The 15,580-nt window shown below is 44.1% G+C and carries 10 protein-coding genes; 1 reads left to right on the forward strand and 9 read right to left on the reverse strand.

Annotated elements, in window-relative coordinates; genetic code table 11:
• Positions 1–7: 7 nt before the first annotated feature.
• Genes HOP08_02035 through HOP08_02045 form a run of 3 tightly spaced genes read right to left on the reverse strand, consistent with a single transcriptional unit; the run spans position 8 to position 2,435 of the window.
• On the reverse strand, positions 8–673 hold the full coding sequence (locus tag HOP08_02035) for a bifunctional 4-hydroxy-2-oxoglutarate aldolase/2-dehydro-3-deoxy-phosphogluconate aldolase (protein ID NOT73679.1): 666 nt from the start codon (positions 671–673) through the stop codon (positions 8–10).
• 10 nt (positions 674–683) lie between these two features.
• Positions 684–1,712 carry a sugar kinase gene (locus HOP08_02040; protein ID NOT73680.1) on the reverse strand — a complete coding sequence of 343 codons (1,029 nt, stop codon included), beginning with the start codon at positions 1,710–1,712 and terminating at the stop codon, positions 684–686.
• Between the two features lie 3 nt (positions 1,713–1,715).
• Positions 1,716–2,435, reverse strand: coding sequence for a hypothetical protein (locus HOP08_02045; protein ID NOT73681.1), 720 nt, complete (start codon positions 2,433–2,435; stop codon positions 1,716–1,718).
• An 82-nt stretch (positions 2,436–2,517) separates the two neighbouring features.
• Between HOP08_02045 and HOP08_02050 the strand changes: the two genes are divergently transcribed.
• The gene (locus tag HOP08_02050) at positions 2,518–4,164 is read left to right on the forward strand and encodes an altronate dehydratase (protein ID NOT73682.1); all 1,647 of its coding nucleotides are present in this window, start codon (positions 2,518–2,520) and stop codon (positions 4,162–4,164) included.
• Positions 4,165–4,230: 66 nt separating this feature from the next.
• On the opposite strand, the gene HOP08_02055 is transcribed toward HOP08_02050, so the two are convergent.
• The 6 genes from HOP08_02055 to HOP08_02080 all read right to left on the reverse strand — a co-directional run bounded on the left by HOP08_02055 (position 4,231) and on the right by HOP08_02080 (position 15,575).
• The gene (locus HOP08_02055; GenBank protein NOT73683.1) at positions 4,231–6,363 is read right to left on the reverse strand and encodes a M3 family metallopeptidase; all 2,133 of its coding nucleotides are present in this window, start codon (positions 6,361–6,363) and stop codon (positions 4,231–4,233) included.
• 150 nt (positions 6,364–6,513) lie between these two features.
• Positions 6,514–7,485, reverse strand: a complete 972-nt coding sequence (locus HOP08_02060) for a pectin esterase (GenBank protein ID NOT73684.1) — start codon at positions 7,483–7,485, stop codon at positions 6,514–6,516.
• A 10-nt stretch (positions 7,486–7,495) separates the two neighbouring features.
• On the reverse strand, positions 7,496–9,130 hold the full coding sequence (locus tag HOP08_02065) for a glycosyl hydrolase 43 family protein (protein ID NOT73685.1): 1,635 nt from the start codon (positions 9,128–9,130) through the stop codon (positions 7,496–7,498).
• Position 9,131: 1 nt separating this feature from the next.
• The gene (locus tag HOP08_02070) at positions 9,132–10,094 is read right to left on the reverse strand and encodes a pectin esterase (protein NOT73686.1); all 963 of its coding nucleotides are present in this window, start codon (positions 10,092–10,094) and stop codon (positions 9,132–9,134) included.
• A gap of 34 nt (positions 10,095–10,128) precedes the next feature.
• Positions 10,129–14,808, reverse strand: coding sequence for a T9SS type A sorting domain-containing protein (locus tag HOP08_02075; GenBank protein NOT73687.1), 4,680 nt, complete (start codon positions 14,806–14,808; stop codon positions 10,129–10,131).
• Between the two features lie 8 nt (positions 14,809–14,816).
• A complete protein-coding gene (locus HOP08_02080; protein ID NOT73688.1) occupies positions 14,817–15,575 on the reverse strand; it encodes a rhamnogalacturonan acetylesterase in 759 nt (252 codons plus the stop codon).
• Positions 15,576–15,580: the final 5 nt, after the last annotated feature.

Below are 15,580 nucleotides of genomic sequence, written 5' to 3' on the forward strand. Positions count from 1 at the left end.
GGAGGATTTACTTTTTAACTTTTTGAATGATCGCCAGAGAATCCGTTACTTTCTTCTGAAGCAGCATCCAGTTTTTTGTATCAACGATTTCTTTGGTAAAAAGCTGTGAGCCCATTCCGACACACATTGCACCTGCCTTGAACCAGGATGAGAGGTTCTGTTCGGTTGGTTCAACACCACCTGTAATCATCAATTGAAGATCGGGAACAACCGGCATGATGGAAGATACAAAGCCTGGTCCCAATACAGAACCTGGAAATACCTTGATCACTTTCGCGCCATTATCTTTTGCCAGAACAATTTCTGTTAGGGTCGCACATCCCGGAATCCATGGGCGATCATTTTTGAGACAGTACTCTGCCATCTCAAGTTTTACGATTGGCGAGATGATGAAATGCGCACCGGCATCGACAAATTTTTTGGTGGTGGCGGCATCCATGATCGTCCCGATACCCAGCATAAGGTCGGGATACTTTTCAAAGTACTTCAGCATTTCAACGAACACGTCGTAAGCATTCTTCTTACGGTTCGTGAATTCAAACACCCGAACACCACCGAGATAGGCAGCTTCCACTACGTCTCTTGCTACACCCGGATCTTCGTGAGTAAAGAGAGGAACCATGCCCGAAGAGCGCATGGTCTGTTGTATTGCATCACTGGTAAAAGTCTTCATTATCAGTTAATTATCTTGAAACACGCCCTGAACCATCGCCCTTCATCAGCTTTTCAACTTCATCTACAGTAACGAGGTTAAAGTCACCTTTGATGGTATGCTTCAAACAGGAAGCCGCTACAGCGAAGTTCAATGCTTTCTGATCGTCCTTTGGATAGGTGATCAATCCATAGATCAATCCACCCATGAAAGAGTCTCCCCCTCCTACACGATCAACAATGTGTGTGATCTGATAGGTTGGAGCTTCGAATAATTTCTTACCATCCCAAAGAACACCTGACCATGAGTTATGACTGGCGCTGATAGAACCTCTTAATGTAATGATCACTTTCTTTGCCTTCGGAAATTTCTTCATGAGCTGCTTGCCTACAGATTCAAAGGCTGCACCTTCCACATGACCTGAGGTGACATCCACTCCTTCAGGTTTGATCCCGAATACCATGTCTGCATCTTCTTCATTGCCTAATATAATGTCGCAGTGATTGACCAGTTGAGTCATTACATCACCGGCGGTCTTGCCCCACTTCCAGAGTTTGTTGCGGTAGTTCAAGTCGGTTGATATGGTGATGCCTTTCTTTGAAGCAGCTTCACATGCCTCGAGGCACACGTCGGCGGCGCCTTCTGAAACGGCGGGTGTAATGCCTGTCCAGTGAAACCAGGTAACACCTTCAAACACTTTATTCCAGTCGATCGATCCCTTCTTCAATTTTGCGAAAGAGCTGTTGGCGCGATCATAAATAACCTTGCTTCCTCTGCTGACGGCACCGGATTCAAGAAAGTATATTCCGACACGGTCTCCGGCACGAAGAATATGAGAAGTTTTTACGTTGTGTGTTCTTAATGAAGCGATCGCGGCATCGCCGATATCATTGTTGGGTAAGCTGCTGACGAAGCTGGCGTCGATGCCATAGTTCGCCAATGATACAGCGACGTTTGCTTCACCGCCGCCATACGTTGCTTCCAATTCTGTTGCCTGTGCAAAACGCAGATATCCTGGTGTTGCAAGGCGGAGCATAATTTCACCAAATGTTACTACCATTTCTTAACTATTTATTGATTTAAAGGTTAACTCAGTTCTTATTGATTTGTCAAAAGTATTCATGGAAGATCTTATTCTTTTGATGCGTTGCATAAAGCTAAATACACGGAACTCTATTCCTGCCCAGTCTTTCAGACCGACGCTTTCTTTATTGAAGAGTTCGTGGGTGATCTGCACACACAGCGTATCTGCTCGATACCAGCTGAGCAATTCAGATTCCTTGTCGGAAATACTTCCTGAAGGTATGAGATGCAAGTCAGGAAAGTAATGATTGACCTCTTTAAAAAAACTCAGGCCGAGGAGATTGGCAGTCTGGATCTTGACGACCTGTGCTCCCATGTTGACGGCGGTTTCAACCTCTTTGAGGCTGGCACAACCGGGTACCCAGAGTTTTCCATGGTCGGAACAAAGGGCTGCCATGTCTTTGTTGAGGAAGGGAGAAAGGATAAAATGCGCACCATTCTGCAAGTAAATTTCTGCGGAAGCTGCATCGGGAACACCCCCTGCACCAAGGCAGAGAAGATGGAGGTTTTTTGTCTCCTCCTGGATCCTTTTAAACAGGTAAAATGAACGATCTTCGCGGTGATGTTTCATCTCAAAAACGCGCAGGCCGCCCTTATAAGAGGCTTTTATGATATTAAGGATAGATGCTTCGTTGCCGGGGTGGCAGGCGGCGATGAGGCCTGTGGAGCTCATTTTTTCGATAACATCCCCGGGATTCATAAAGCAATTTTTTCTGTTAAATAATGATAAAATTAATACCTTGCATGCGCAATCGATTGCGCAATATACTTGATTTCTTCATATGTCAAATAAAATTTTAAAAATCCATCCATCGGATAACGTTCTGGTAGCCTTAACTGACTTGAAAAGTGGCGAATCAGTCACTCATAATGGTCAATCCATTACGCTGGTAAATGATATTCCTGCCAAGCATAAGTTTGTAGAAAAAGACCTGGCACCGGATGAGGAAGTGATCATGTATGGTATCCTTGTAGGTAAGGCAACTCAGCCTATCAAGAAGGGTGGCGTAATCGGAACACATAATGTTAAGCACAAGGCTTCCCCCTATTCAGGAAAGACGAAGAGTCATTCATGGACGCCACCGGATGTTTCAAAGTGGAAAGACAGAACGTTCATGGGATTTCATCGTGCCGATGGTCAGGTAGGAACTGCCAACTACTGGCTGGTTATCCCATTAGTATTCTGTGAGAACAGAAATGTGAATGTTATCCGGCAAGCATTTGAAGAAGGACTAGGATTCAGCAAACCTGATCCCTATAAGAATTATGTGAATGAGCTGGTAAAGCTATACAATGATGGCAAGGCGGATGCGATTGCTTCCCTTTCACTTCAGGAGAGCAAGCCCAACGGTCAATCAAAAACCTTTAAGAACATCGACGGTGTTAAAATGCTTTTGCATGAAGGCGGATGTGGTGGTACACGTCAGGATTCAGAAACGCTGTGCAAATTGCTGGCGGGATATATTCATCATCCGAATGTTGCCGGTGCAACGGTACTAAGTCTTGGATGTCAGAATGCACAAATTGAAATCCTTCAGAAGAAGTTCGCTGAACTCGATCCGACATCTTCCAAACCAGTCTTCATTCTTGATCAGCAGCAAGCAGGAACAGAACAAGCATTGCTTACGCTCGCGATACAGAAAACTTTTGTCGGACTGATGGAAGCCAACAAGCAGGAACGCAAGCCGGCACCTTTAAACAAACTTGTTGTTGGATTGAAATGCGGTGGATCGGATGGTTTCTCCGGTATCTCTGCCAACCCTGCCATTGGTCATACTTCCGATCTACTGGTTACGCTGGGTGGCAGCACGATCCTCTCTGAGTTTCCGGAATTGTGTGGTGTAGAACAGGAGATCATCAACCGGTGTGTGAGCAATGATTCTGCAGAGCTGTTCATGAACCTGATGCGTTCATACTCCAGTGCGGCGGAAGCAGTGGGTTCCGGTTTTGATATGAATCCATCTCCCGGAAATATCAAGGACGGCCTCATCACAGACGCTATCAAGTCTGCCGGTGCAGCAAAGAAAGGCGGCACTGCTCCTGTTGCGGATGTTTTGAATTACGCTGAGTATATCAAGAAGCCTGGACTTAACTTATTGTGCACACCGGGTAATGATGTCGAGAGTACAACCGGTACAACAGGATCCGGCGCTCAAATCATTCTCTTCACTACCGGATTAGGTACACCGACAGGCAATCCTATTTCCCAGGTGGTGAAAGTATCTTCCAATACAAAGCTTGCCCAGAAGATGCCGGATATCATCGACTTTAATACAGGTTCCATCATTTCAGGAGAAAAGACAATAGAAAAGGTAGGTGAAGATATCCTTGATTTTATTGTTGAGATCGCCAGCGGAAGAGCTACCGCTAAGGCTGTAGATTTAAATCAGGATGACTTTATTCCATGGAAGAGAGGAGTCTCTCTCTAAAACAAAAAATTGATCTCAGAGTATCGCAACTCTGAGATCAATTCATGATTTACATTCTATTTTAAACTACTTAGGTGTCAATCCCATGTTGCCCAACATTGGTCCGCTGTCAGGATCCTGGCCTCTGTAATCCCTGAACATCTTTGAGAGTTCAATGGAGTTTCCTCTTGAGAGCACCATGTTCCTGTAACGCTCACCGTTCTCGCGTGTGAGTCCTCCGTTTTGTTTGCACCATGAGTAGGAATCATAAGCAAGCATTTCTGTCCACAGATAAGCATAGTATCCGGCAGCGTATCCACTTCCCCAGATGTGAGAGAAATAAGTAGAGCGGTAACGTGGTCTGATCTGAGGTAAGTCAAGCCCAGTTTTCTTTAACGCTTCCGCTTCGAATTTATCAACATCTTGCAAAGGAGTATCAGGGCCGAGATTATGCCACTGAAGATCAATATTATCGGCAGACAATGCTTCAATTAAAGAGTATCCGCGGTTGAAGCCTTCTGCTTTTTCCATCTTATCAATAAGGGCCTGAGGAATAGGTTCTCCGGTCTTATAGTGAACAGCAAAGTTGCGGATCACTTTTGGATCTGTTGCCCAATGTGCATTGAACTGAGAAGGGAACTCAACAAAGTCTCTTGCGGTCGCAGTACCTGATAACATAGGATAGGTCTGGTTGGAGAACATCCCATGAAGGGCATGACCAAATTCATGAAACATGGTACGCATGGCACCTGATGTAATGAGTTGTGGTTCACCGGCAGCAGGTTTAGGAAAATTGCAGACATTATAAATTACAGGTTTGGTTCCCAGTAACTTTGATTGTCCCACCATGTTGCTCATCCAGGCACCTCCCCTTTTGTTATCGCGCTTGTAGTAATCGCAATAGAACAATGCGAGCTGTTTGCCATCCTTATCAAAGACATCAAACACACGCACGTCTTCATGATATACGGGAAGATCCTTACGTTCTTTAAAAGTCAATCCGTAAAGAAGATTGGCGCAATAGAAAACTCCCTTTTGGAGAACGTTATCTATTTCGAAATATGGCTTGACCTCATTTTCATCCAGATCAAACTTTGCTTTACGCAACTGCTCGCCATAAAAGCTCCAGTCCCATGATTCAAGTTTGAATCCGCCATTCTGCTGATCAATTAATGTCTGCACATCGGCAATTTCCATATTGGCTTTCGCAACAGCTGCAGGAGTCATCTTATCAAGGAATGTCTGCACGATCTCAGGAGTCTTTGCCATCTGATTCTGAAGTTTCCATTCTGCAAAGCTTTTGAATCCAAGAAGTTTTGCTTTTTGTGCTCTGATCTGTGCGATCCTTGAAATGGTTGGGCGCGTATCATTAGCGTCATTCTTTTCTGTCCGTATCCAGGATGCTTCAAACAGTTTCTGGCGTGTAGCACGATTGGTGAGCACCTGCATCTCAGGCTGATTGGTTGTATTCTGGAGTGTGATCATCCATTTGCCGGGCATGTTATTCTTAATGGCATTCTGTGCTGCAGCTTCAATCGCCGCATCAGACATTCCTGCCAATTCAGCTTTATCGGTAACTACCAACGCACCTGCTTTGGTGCCTGCCAGTAACTGACTACCAAACTTTGCACGCAGGGAAGCTTCTTCCTGGTTTAATTTTTTCAATATTTCCTTGTCGGGATCTGAAAGCTGAGCTCCGGCAAGCACAAAATTCTGATAGTAGATCTCTACCAGTCTTTTTTGTTCATCATCAAGCTTCAGCTGATCGCGTTTCTGATAGAGTGACTCTACTCTTTTGAATAATTTTGAGTTCAGATAGATAGCATCGCGATTCGCGGCAAGCTTTGGAGCCATGTCTTGCTCTACTTTCTGCAACTCAGGATTTGTATTAGCACCGGTATAGACACTTAACACGGCATTGACCCTGCTGAGAAGTCTTCCGCTTTTTTCCATTGGAATCAATGTATTATCAAACGATGCAGCGGATGTATTGCCGGCAATTTTTTCAACCTCTTTTAATTGCTGCTTCATTCCTTCCTCTATAGCAGGTCCGAAGTGATTATTCTTGATCTTATTGAATGCAGGTGCCTGTAATGGCAAGGTGCTTTGAGTGTAAAAAGGATTGGATGGATCCAGACCTGAGTTTTCCTGAGCAAGGACAATTCCTGATGCTGAAGTAAGCAACAGAAGGATGCATGCTGAATAGTAAAGATTTTTCATTTGGGCTTGGTTTAAGAATCAAGTTCGAAACTTAAATTATACATAAGCCCTGATCTCAGACACCGCTTTTCTTAGATTGGTAGAATAGGCCGGTCAGACGGCAGAATTGAATTGAGAATTTGAGGATCCTAAATGAGCTTGCTAAAAGAGTTACTTGCCCGGTTCCCAATCCACAAAAATACTTTTCACTGTATAAAGCTTCGCCTCGTCATCCGTAAGTTGGTGTGACCAGGCAACTCTTGTATTAGGGCTTGCTCCAGGGCCGGTGGATTTATATTCGGCATAGAATGAAGTCTTTTCAGCATCCGGCTTATTCCAGTTATTCCATCCTTCCGGTTTGATATGCTTGTCAAGGAAGCAATTCACAAAAACCGTTTTTGCAAAAGGTCTCCAGGGTCTTCCAAGAAAGAATGAATTCTGTGCCGCGTCGCCGGTGATCCTGCAGTTTAGAAACACATATCCATAAGGAGTACCCTCAATGGTTGAAGCTGCTGTCGCAAAGCCTTCTTTCTTGCAGAAGATGGTGCAATTCTCAAAAATACAGGTAGAAGGTCCAAAGATAAAATCGACTGTACCTTCAATGTAGCAATCCTTATAGTATTGTCTGCTCTTTTCAGCATGGGGATATAAGGTATCCTGATTTCCAATAAAGCGGCAATTGATAAAAGTTTGCCGGTCACCATCCACACGGACAGCAACTGCCTGCCCAACAGGACCGGCGGAATTCTCAAACGTTATGTTCTCTGCTGTGAATCCATCGCCAAAAATGAAGAAGCTGCTGGATCCCGTTGTTCCAATATCTTCACCAAAGCGATTCTTTCTTGTGTAGAAATCATCGTAGGTGAGAATCGTCCTGAGAGGATCTTCACCTACGAGTCTGACATTTGTTTTTGTGGCGGGCAGGGTAAGCTTCTCTTTATAGATACCATTTTTGATTCTGATGGTCGTGACATTTTTTCTGAAGTCGGGAACGGCATTGATCGCTTCTTGTACTGTTTTAAAATCAGCTTTATCATCTTTTGATACGGTGAAGTCAAAATGAATGGTTGCTGTCTGTGCGTTAGCAATGATCGCTGAACAAAGAAGGGATAGAATGATGAATGATCTTAATTTATAATTCATAAGCTCTCATTTACAATTTCGAAATTCTAAACCAATCAAAATCTGCATAGCCAGCATCATTGCTCCCTGTTGTCTGGGTGCAAAACAAACCTACCTTCGCCCCTATCCATTTTCCGGGCTCGGCCTGAAAGGTGTCATCAAAATCCACAAACTTTTTTCCATCAAGGCTGTAGCCAAAGACACACATTTCATTTCTGGATATTTTAACCCTGAAGTAAATCACCTGCGTGGTCACCTTCAGAACATTTATTTCACGTTCAGCATTCCCTTTAACAGCATCCTTGCACACTGAATAAACAAGATAAGTGCCATCTTTTTTACTTCGCAGGGAAACACCCGCATAACTCTGTCCCATTACAATAAGTCCCGCCCTCTCATCTTCCAGTTTTTGATTGGGATGAAATGTCATTTTGGTTGTGACCACAAACTCTTCGGATGGAAACTTTTGCAGCAGGATGTTGGGAACATCCCAATAGTTCTTTGCCTGCTCAGGGACCTTCTGTGCATATAACCTTAATGCTCCTTCTGTTTGATTGATAAATGACCAGGTCGCACCATGATTAGCCTGCCACTGCCATTGTAATCCTATTGAAGTTGAGAATTCATCACTTTCATCGGGGGAAGCAACCGGAAAAGATCTTCCTACGTTGGGTTTCTTATAAGAAAGTACAGGCTCGCCTTTATTGTTCTTACCGGCAAGCCCGATGACCGGCCAGTCGTTGATCCACTTCATGGGCTGAAGATGAACAACCCTTCCAAATGCTTTCTTGTCCTGAAAATGAATAAACCAATCTTCACCCGTTTGAGTATCTACCCAGGCACCCTGATGCGGACCATTGATGATTGTTGAGCCCTGATCCATGACGACCCTTCTTTCGTAAGGACCATAAATATTCTTTGATCTTAATACACATTGCCATCCTGTTGATACGCCACCTGCCGGAGCAAAGATGTAATAGTATCCATTTCTCTTATATAATTTTGGGCCTTCAATGGTTGGATCAGTTTCATGTCCATCATAAACGATTGTACCGGCATCGACAATGGCTGTCCCGTTTGCATTCATTCGCTTCACGACAAGAATACTCTTTATGCCTGCTCGACTTCCTGCATAGGCATGCACGAGATATGCAGAACCATCATCATCCCACAAAGGACATGGATCGATCAATCCTTTTCCTGATTGAACAAGAACCGGTTCGCTCCAGGGTCCTGTTGCGTTCTTTGCCTTTGTTAAATAAATACCAAAGTCGGGATCAGGATAGTAGATATAAAACTCATTGTTATGGTAACGAATAGAGGGTGCCCAGACACCATTGCCATGCTGAGTCTTTTCATAGATTTCTATCGGAGGCTGACGCTTTAAAGCATGACCGACAAGTTTCCAGTTAACAAGATCTTTCGATTGGAGAATGGGCAACCCGGGAACAGCATCAAAGCTGGAAGACACTAAAAAGAAATCATCACCAACTCTGCAGACATCAGGGTCAGAATAATCAGCATGTAAGATTGGATTTTTATAGGTTCCATCGCCTCTATCCGCGACCCAGGTTTCCGATACTGTTTTATCAGAGACAGATTGCCCGATGCTTTCAATTGCAAGGGTGAAAGTAAACCAGAATAAGAATCCTGTTCCTAACCTCATTTCATTTTAATGGATTCCATTCACCGAAGATGTTCTTCAATGTATACTTACTTGATTCTTCATCAGTCAATTCTTTCACCCACTTCACTCTTCCCTCTTTTTTCGCTCCCTCTCCGGTGCATTTATATTCGGAGTAACGCGCTGTTTGTTCATTGGCAGGATTTCTCCAGTTGTTCCATCCCTCCGGACCGATGTGCGATCCGATATCACAACGGAGATAAGCAACACTTGCGTAAGGTGTCCAGGGCCTTCCCAATGAAACACCTTGCAACGTTGAATCACCTGTGAGCTTACAATCCAGAAAGACAAAGCCAAACTTTATTTCGCGCGGAGTAGATGCTGCGGTTACATGGGATTTCTTTTTACTATGGATATGGCAATTCTGGAAAACAGCGGTAGAAGGTCCGAAGATAAAATCGGTGGTGCCTTCTATGTAACAGTCTTTATAGAATTGTTTGACACCGGGGCCACTGCAAAAAAGCACATCCTGAAATCCAACAAAGCGACAATTGGTAAACGCTAAGCGGTCACCATGGGCAAATACGGCAACTGCCTGACCTGCTGTGAAGCCTGCATTATTCTCAAAGGTTATATTCTCTGCCTTGAAGTCATTCGCATAGATGAAGAAACTTGCAGACGTCCATGTATTGACGGTGTCTCCATTGGGTAAGATGGTTCCTGTATGATTGTTGTACGTAAGGATTGTAGCGTTTTTGTCTTCACCAACCAATGTCACAAAATCCTTTCGGGTATCGAGAGTCAAACGTTCTTTATAAATGCCCTTCTTAACAAAAATGATTATCGGGTTTTTATTTCCTGATGGCACGGCATCAAACGCCTGCTGAACAGTTTTATAATCTCCTTTTCCACTCTGATCGACTGTTATTCTCTTCTCTTTAATGGGAGATGCAGTCGATGTAAATGAAATGTTAACTATTAATAAGACTATAAAAAGCACTTTCATTGAATTCATTTTTAGCATGGCAAACCGATTGGCACTACAATTTAATAAACCTCCGAACTATATTCTTCTCATCTATTTTTAATTCCATTATATAGAATCCTGCGCTTAAAGATGAAACATCGATGACTGTTGAGGATTCGTTTGTTCCTGTTGCTGAAGTCATGACCCGGATACCGGTGCTGGTAAGGATCACGAGTCCATTTGACTGAGAAGATACGGGATGATAAATAGTTACTGATTCCTTTGCGGGATTCGGACTGAGGGTAATATTTAATGAAGCGTTTTCCTCCAATCCTGTAACAGGATCTGCTGATGCTCCACTAACTGACACGTTAACATTGCCTAGCCCGATGGTCGCGTGGGTTATATTTCCGGTATACGATCCTTTTACAGAAGCATTCAATCTGACAAGGATTGGTGTCGATGCAACAGAACCACTTACAGGGGAAAGAACAAGTGGTGAGGAGGTTTTATTCCAGGTGGTTCCACCATTGGATGAGATCTCAAAATTCGCAGGCGGCGTGATGGTAATCGGACCTCTCAGATTGCTGCCTGAAACTGAGTATGTTTTCGTTGCAGACGGAGTTCCAACAATTTGCGTAAAGGCACTTAGTGTACCGATTGTATTCACAACAGGAACCAGCGAAGAAGAGCCTTTTATATAAACATCTTTCAGCTTTCCATAGCGACCTGTACTGGTGCTTCCACAACTAAAGTATAAACGAATGGTCAGGGTCCCTCCCGGCGGAATGTCGACACCAGCAGAACCTGCGAAAGCAAAGCGATACTGTTTGGTTGTTCCTGCTGTTTCATTCGTCAATAGCACGGGTGTTGCGAAAGCGCCGTTCGCTGTGCTGAGTAAAGGCATTCCATCAGGTCCTACACCGCCGGATATACTTGTGGAGTCTGCAGTTGTAAAACCAGATCTTGAATAAACGATTGCAAGCTTTGTATTGGAGGACGTGTTGTAGAATGAAGATTTCAATAATATAGAATCCACATGCACAGAATAATTCGAAGCAGCTTTCACCGTAAACTGTTGATAAATACCACGGTTCAGATTTCCTCCCGGCCCACCGTTGGCCGCCGACCACAAACCATCTCCGATCGTACCGGCACCAAATGCCTGCCCCGACCCTGTTGAATACGCAGGGATACTAACAACTGTCGTTCCATTGGAAAGCGATAGTTTCTTGAACGTTGGTTGAGTTGTCAATAATCCTAAGTCACGTGACGGATCATCATCCAGAGCATTGACCGTCAATGGCCAGTATTGAATGGTCTTTGCAACTGCAAGAGGATCTGTTTGCACATCACCTGTTACGTTCACATCGACAGTCGTCGCACCGGCACTTCTGTGAGATATCTTTCCTGGGAATGAGCCTGTTGTCGGGCTGTTTAATCTTACTGAAATGGTTGTCGTTGGAATACTTGAACCGCTTTGTGTCAGAACCAATGGATTTGCATTGCCAGTCCATGAAGTTCCATTGAGGGAAATTTCATATCCGATGGGAGGCGTGATCGTAACATCATTCGTCAGATTAGCACCGGATATTGTGTATGCCTGAATAGCGGATGGCAATCCAAGTCCCTGGGAAAAATTATTGAGAGCGCCGGTTGTTGTGATGGTGGGTGTGCTGGAAATTTCAACCAGTTCAGTTTTGTGAGGATCTCTGCCTGCCTTAGAAGCAATTATAAAATAATAGAATGTACTTCCAGCGGAAGGCACGGCATCGGTATAATTAAAATTAACAGTGGTGTCGCTTAATGAAACCTGTTCATTGATTTTAGAAAAAGATACCTTATCACTGCTTCTGAATAATTCATACTTAATGTTCTTCATGGGCCAGCTGATATTCCACGTAAGTGAAGAAGTAGTAGCCCCCTTCTTGCCTTTGAAATTTGAAACTGCAACAGAAGATAGAGTATTGTCACAAAAGCCCGTAGCAAACGCACAAGGATCCCAGCTTCCGAAAAGAGTTGCATTCGTGTATACCGCTGCTTCAGGATCACTCAGTTGAAATGACCAATTGACACGACTGCTGATGTTTACCGGATCGCCATTGAACTTTCTGCTTTTATATTCGGCATAGTAAATGGAGCTGGTTACTGTTCCTGCATCCCAGATCGCCCAGCCTTCAGGCTTGATCTGATTAAAGCCCATAGTGGTATTCAGTAAAACAACCCTTGGAAAAGATAGAGGAACCGAACCTGTAGAGTTTTGCCAGGGTCTGCCCAGCACATACTTTGTAACACCGGTATTGGATGGAAAGACACAGTTTCTAAAGACATAACCATACGATTGATTGGATTGAGTATTGGCAGCAGTGATATAGCTTCCATTCAATCCATCAACTCTGCTCTTCGCATAAACAAAGCACGAATCAAAGACAGCTCTTGAATTTCCAAAGATGAAATCCACCACTCCATCAATATAACAATGCCTGAAGTATTGTTTGTTGCCGCTTCCATTCGCCAGCACGGTATCCTGACCACCCAGGAATCTGCAATTATTAAAAGCCGCGCGATCGGCATTCACATTGATCGCCAACGCCTGGGGTGCATCACCTGTTGTGTTTTCAAAAGTGACATTGATTGCACTGAAGTCGGCGGCATTGATTGTCACTGAAGCCGAATTGGAAGTTCCATATGTTCCACCACCTGGCATTGCCTTTCCGGAATAATCATCATAGGTCAGGATGGTAGTACTTACCCTTTCTCCTACTAATTGAAGAAATGGTTTATTGGAAGGCACTGTGATCTTCTCCTTATAAATACCACTCTTGATAAATATAATGTAAGGCGCTGATCTTCCTGTGGGAGCAGCATCAATAGCGGCTTGTACAGTAGTATAGTTTCCGGAACCATCTTTTGCCACTGTTACTGATGTTCCGGCCGGTGCGGTAATAGCGGATATTACGATTCCCGTGATGGGTAAATCAAGTTGTGAAGCTCCTGTACTGGAATGAATAATATTGCCTGAATAAGATCCTGTAATTGCAGCATTCAGGCGAATGCGCAAAACCGTTTCCGAAATAACTCCGTTGACTTGCGTCAGCGTCAAAGGTGACGAGTGAGTATTCCAGGTTGTTCCTCCATCTGAAGATATCTCAAAACCTTCCGGTGGCGTTATGAGAATATCATTCGAAAGAGCTGTGCCATATACAGAATAGGTTTGCACTGATGACGGTGAACCTGTCAACTGAGAGAAGCTACTTACACTTCCGATTACATTGATCGAAGGCTGGACTACGGTTAGTGAGTTGAGATAATTCTCCAGATTAGTATATCCTCCTGATGCGATTATGTTTCCATCATTTGCATCGTTTGGATTTAATGAGTTGGTAACCTCCCATGCATCGGGCATCCCATCATGATCAGAGTCAGATGGTGCAGCTGTTGAATTGTAAACGGGCAGACCGCCGACATCCCCTTGCGTATCAATTATTCCGGAAGGATGAGAGATTCCGGTGGCGTTTATTGTTGCGTAGGTCGCCCCTTCAAAAGTAGCAGTTCCTGTTTTCGTTTCGTTGATGATTCGTTTATCTACCACATCACGGACCGGAAGAGTTGCTCCCACGCCATTGAGAACAGAAACGTATGCTGCTTCTGCCGTTTGAGTAGAGACAGGTGCAGTTGCAAAGGGAGCATTCTGACGCGCCGCTGATATCAACTGAGCGGCTCTCTTATAACTATCCTTCTGAACTCCATTGGTCCAGTTGTCACTCGTAACATCCGGATAACCTTTAACAAAGTTTCCATCGATATAGAATTTTCCGCCAAAAAGTGTATCAGGAAAGACTGCAGCATCCGAAGCATAGTAATAGCTTGTATAATTCAAGATGCGATTTCTCTTATTGCTTGCCGAACTTGTATTCAGGTTGCCAGGAGTGGCAGGTCCGGGCTTATAATAATTGTTAACCATGTTATAGTTACCGCCTTCCCCACCATAGGCAGAGTTAATATTTCCCCAGTTGTAGAGGACATTATTCCTGAAGTCAACCAGCTCTTCATCCGGCTTGCCTGTATAGCGGCTTCCGCCAAAACGGGGATTCCGACTGGTGTGGTGTGCCAATAGATTGTGGTGAAAGGATGCATTGTTTCCACCCCAGATCCCGGCGTAACCATGATCTCCCTTATCATGTACCGAGTGATATAGACTCTCACTGAGAATACACCATTGAAGGGTAAAGTTCTTGATATCATAAAAAGTACCGGTCTCATCGACTGACCAGCTTAACGAACAATGATCAATAATGATATTCTGATAATTTCCTGAGAAGCTATGCATCGCATCATCTTCAATGAGGGTAGCGTCGGTTAGTCGTGAGCGAATATGCCGGATGATGATGTTGCTTGCCTGAACCGATATTGTATAACCTGAAATGCAAATTCCATCTCCGGGCGCTGTCTGACCTGCGACAGTAATGTTATCCTTTGTGAACCTTAGCGTGCTGTTCAGCCGAATGATCCCTGAAACACGGAATACAATTGTGCGGTTGGCAACGCTGATGCCATCTCTTAAACTTCCTGGCCCGGAGTCATTGAGGTTGGTTACCTCATACACTGAGCCACCTCTTCCACCCACTGCGAATCTTCCGCCGCCCTCTGCTCCGGGAAACGCTAATTGCTGAGCCTGACTGTTTATAAAAAATGAAAGAAGAATAATTATTCCAGCTGAAATTCCGAATCCAGATCTTTTCAACCGCTTCATCACTGAAATTATTTACCGTTGCCCTTTACAATTCTGTCGGCAAGAGGAAGATTCTGTGCCTTGATCTCGGCAAGAATGATCTGCGCTATTTTGCGTGCACCCAGTTCTGTAAAGTGAGTGTTATCATTCCTACCCGCGGGATAGTTAGGATGTTCTCCTGGCTCAAGCTGCATGAACAGCAACTTGGAATTCTCTTCACCAAACTGCTGAAGGAAATCGCGGCTCTTTTTATCGAGGTCAATGAATGCTACATTCTGTTCCTTTGCAACGGAAGCGGCAAGAGCAGAATACTCCACATGAGTTTCCTGAATTACGCCATCTTTAAATTTCCTTCGCGTAACGGGAGTAAGAACAACCGGGATTGCTTTTTTAGCACGGGTCTCCCGGATAAACATTGTAAGGTTCTTTTTATAATCTTCAGGAGAAGTGTAGCGATCGGTCTTTTCCTTTGATTCGTCGTTGTGACCAAACTGCATGAAAACATAGTCACCCTCTTTGAGATTTTCAGAGATAGGTCTCCATCGGTCTTCCGAAATAAAGGTGCGGGTACTTCGTCCGTTTTTGGCGCGGTTGTCAACTGTAACGGTAGAGTCGAAGAAATAAGTGAAGGGCATTCCCCACCCTGTTTCAGGATAAGCCTTGATCTCTTTATTGGCAATGGTTGAATCACCAATCAGATAAATGGTAATTTTTGAAGGCGTTGAAATGAAAGATACCAACACGACTGCGAGCAGCACCATTCCCAATCTTAATCCAAACAATCTCATACGAT

The organism is Cyclobacteriaceae bacterium (assembly GCA_013141055.1).
Lineage (GTDB): Bacteria > Bacteroidota > Bacteroidia > Cytophagales > Cyclobacteriaceae > ELB16-189.

Coding starts and splice junctions, on each gene's coding strand:
- HOP08_02050 (NOT73682.1), top strand. CDS start 2,518: ATGTCAAATAAAATTTTAAAAATCCATCCATCGGATAACGTTCTGGTA.
- HOP08_02070 (NOT73686.1), bottom strand. CDS start 10,094: ATGAAAGTGCTTTTTATAGTCTTATTAATAGTTAACATTTCATTTACA.
- HOP08_02045 (NOT73681.1), bottom strand. CDS start 2,435: ATGAATCCCGGGGATGTTATCGAAAAAATGAGCTCCACAGGCCTCATC.
- HOP08_02040 (NOT73680.1), bottom strand. CDS start 1,712: ATGGTAGTAACATTTGGTGAAATTATGCTCCGCCTTGCAACACCAGGA.
- HOP08_02075 (NOT73687.1), bottom strand. CDS start 14,808: ATGAAGCGGTTGAAAAGATCTGGATTCGGAATTTCAGCTGGAATAATT.
- HOP08_02055 (NOT73683.1), bottom strand. CDS start 6,363: ATGAAAAATCTTTACTATTCAGCATGCATCCTTCTGTTGCTTACTTCA.
- HOP08_02065 (NOT73685.1), bottom strand. CDS start 9,130: ATGAGGTTAGGAACAGGATTCTTATTCTGGTTTACTTTCACCCTTGCA.
- HOP08_02060 (NOT73684.1), bottom strand. CDS start 7,485: ATGAATTATAAATTAAGATCATTCATCATTCTATCCCTTCTTTGTTCA.
- HOP08_02035 (NOT73679.1), bottom strand. CDS start 673: ATGAAGACTTTTACCAGTGATGCAATACAACAGACCATGCGCTCTTCG.
- HOP08_02080 (NOT73688.1), bottom strand. CDS start 15,575: ATGAGATTGTTTGGATTAAGATTGGGAATGGTGCTGCTCGCAGTCGTG.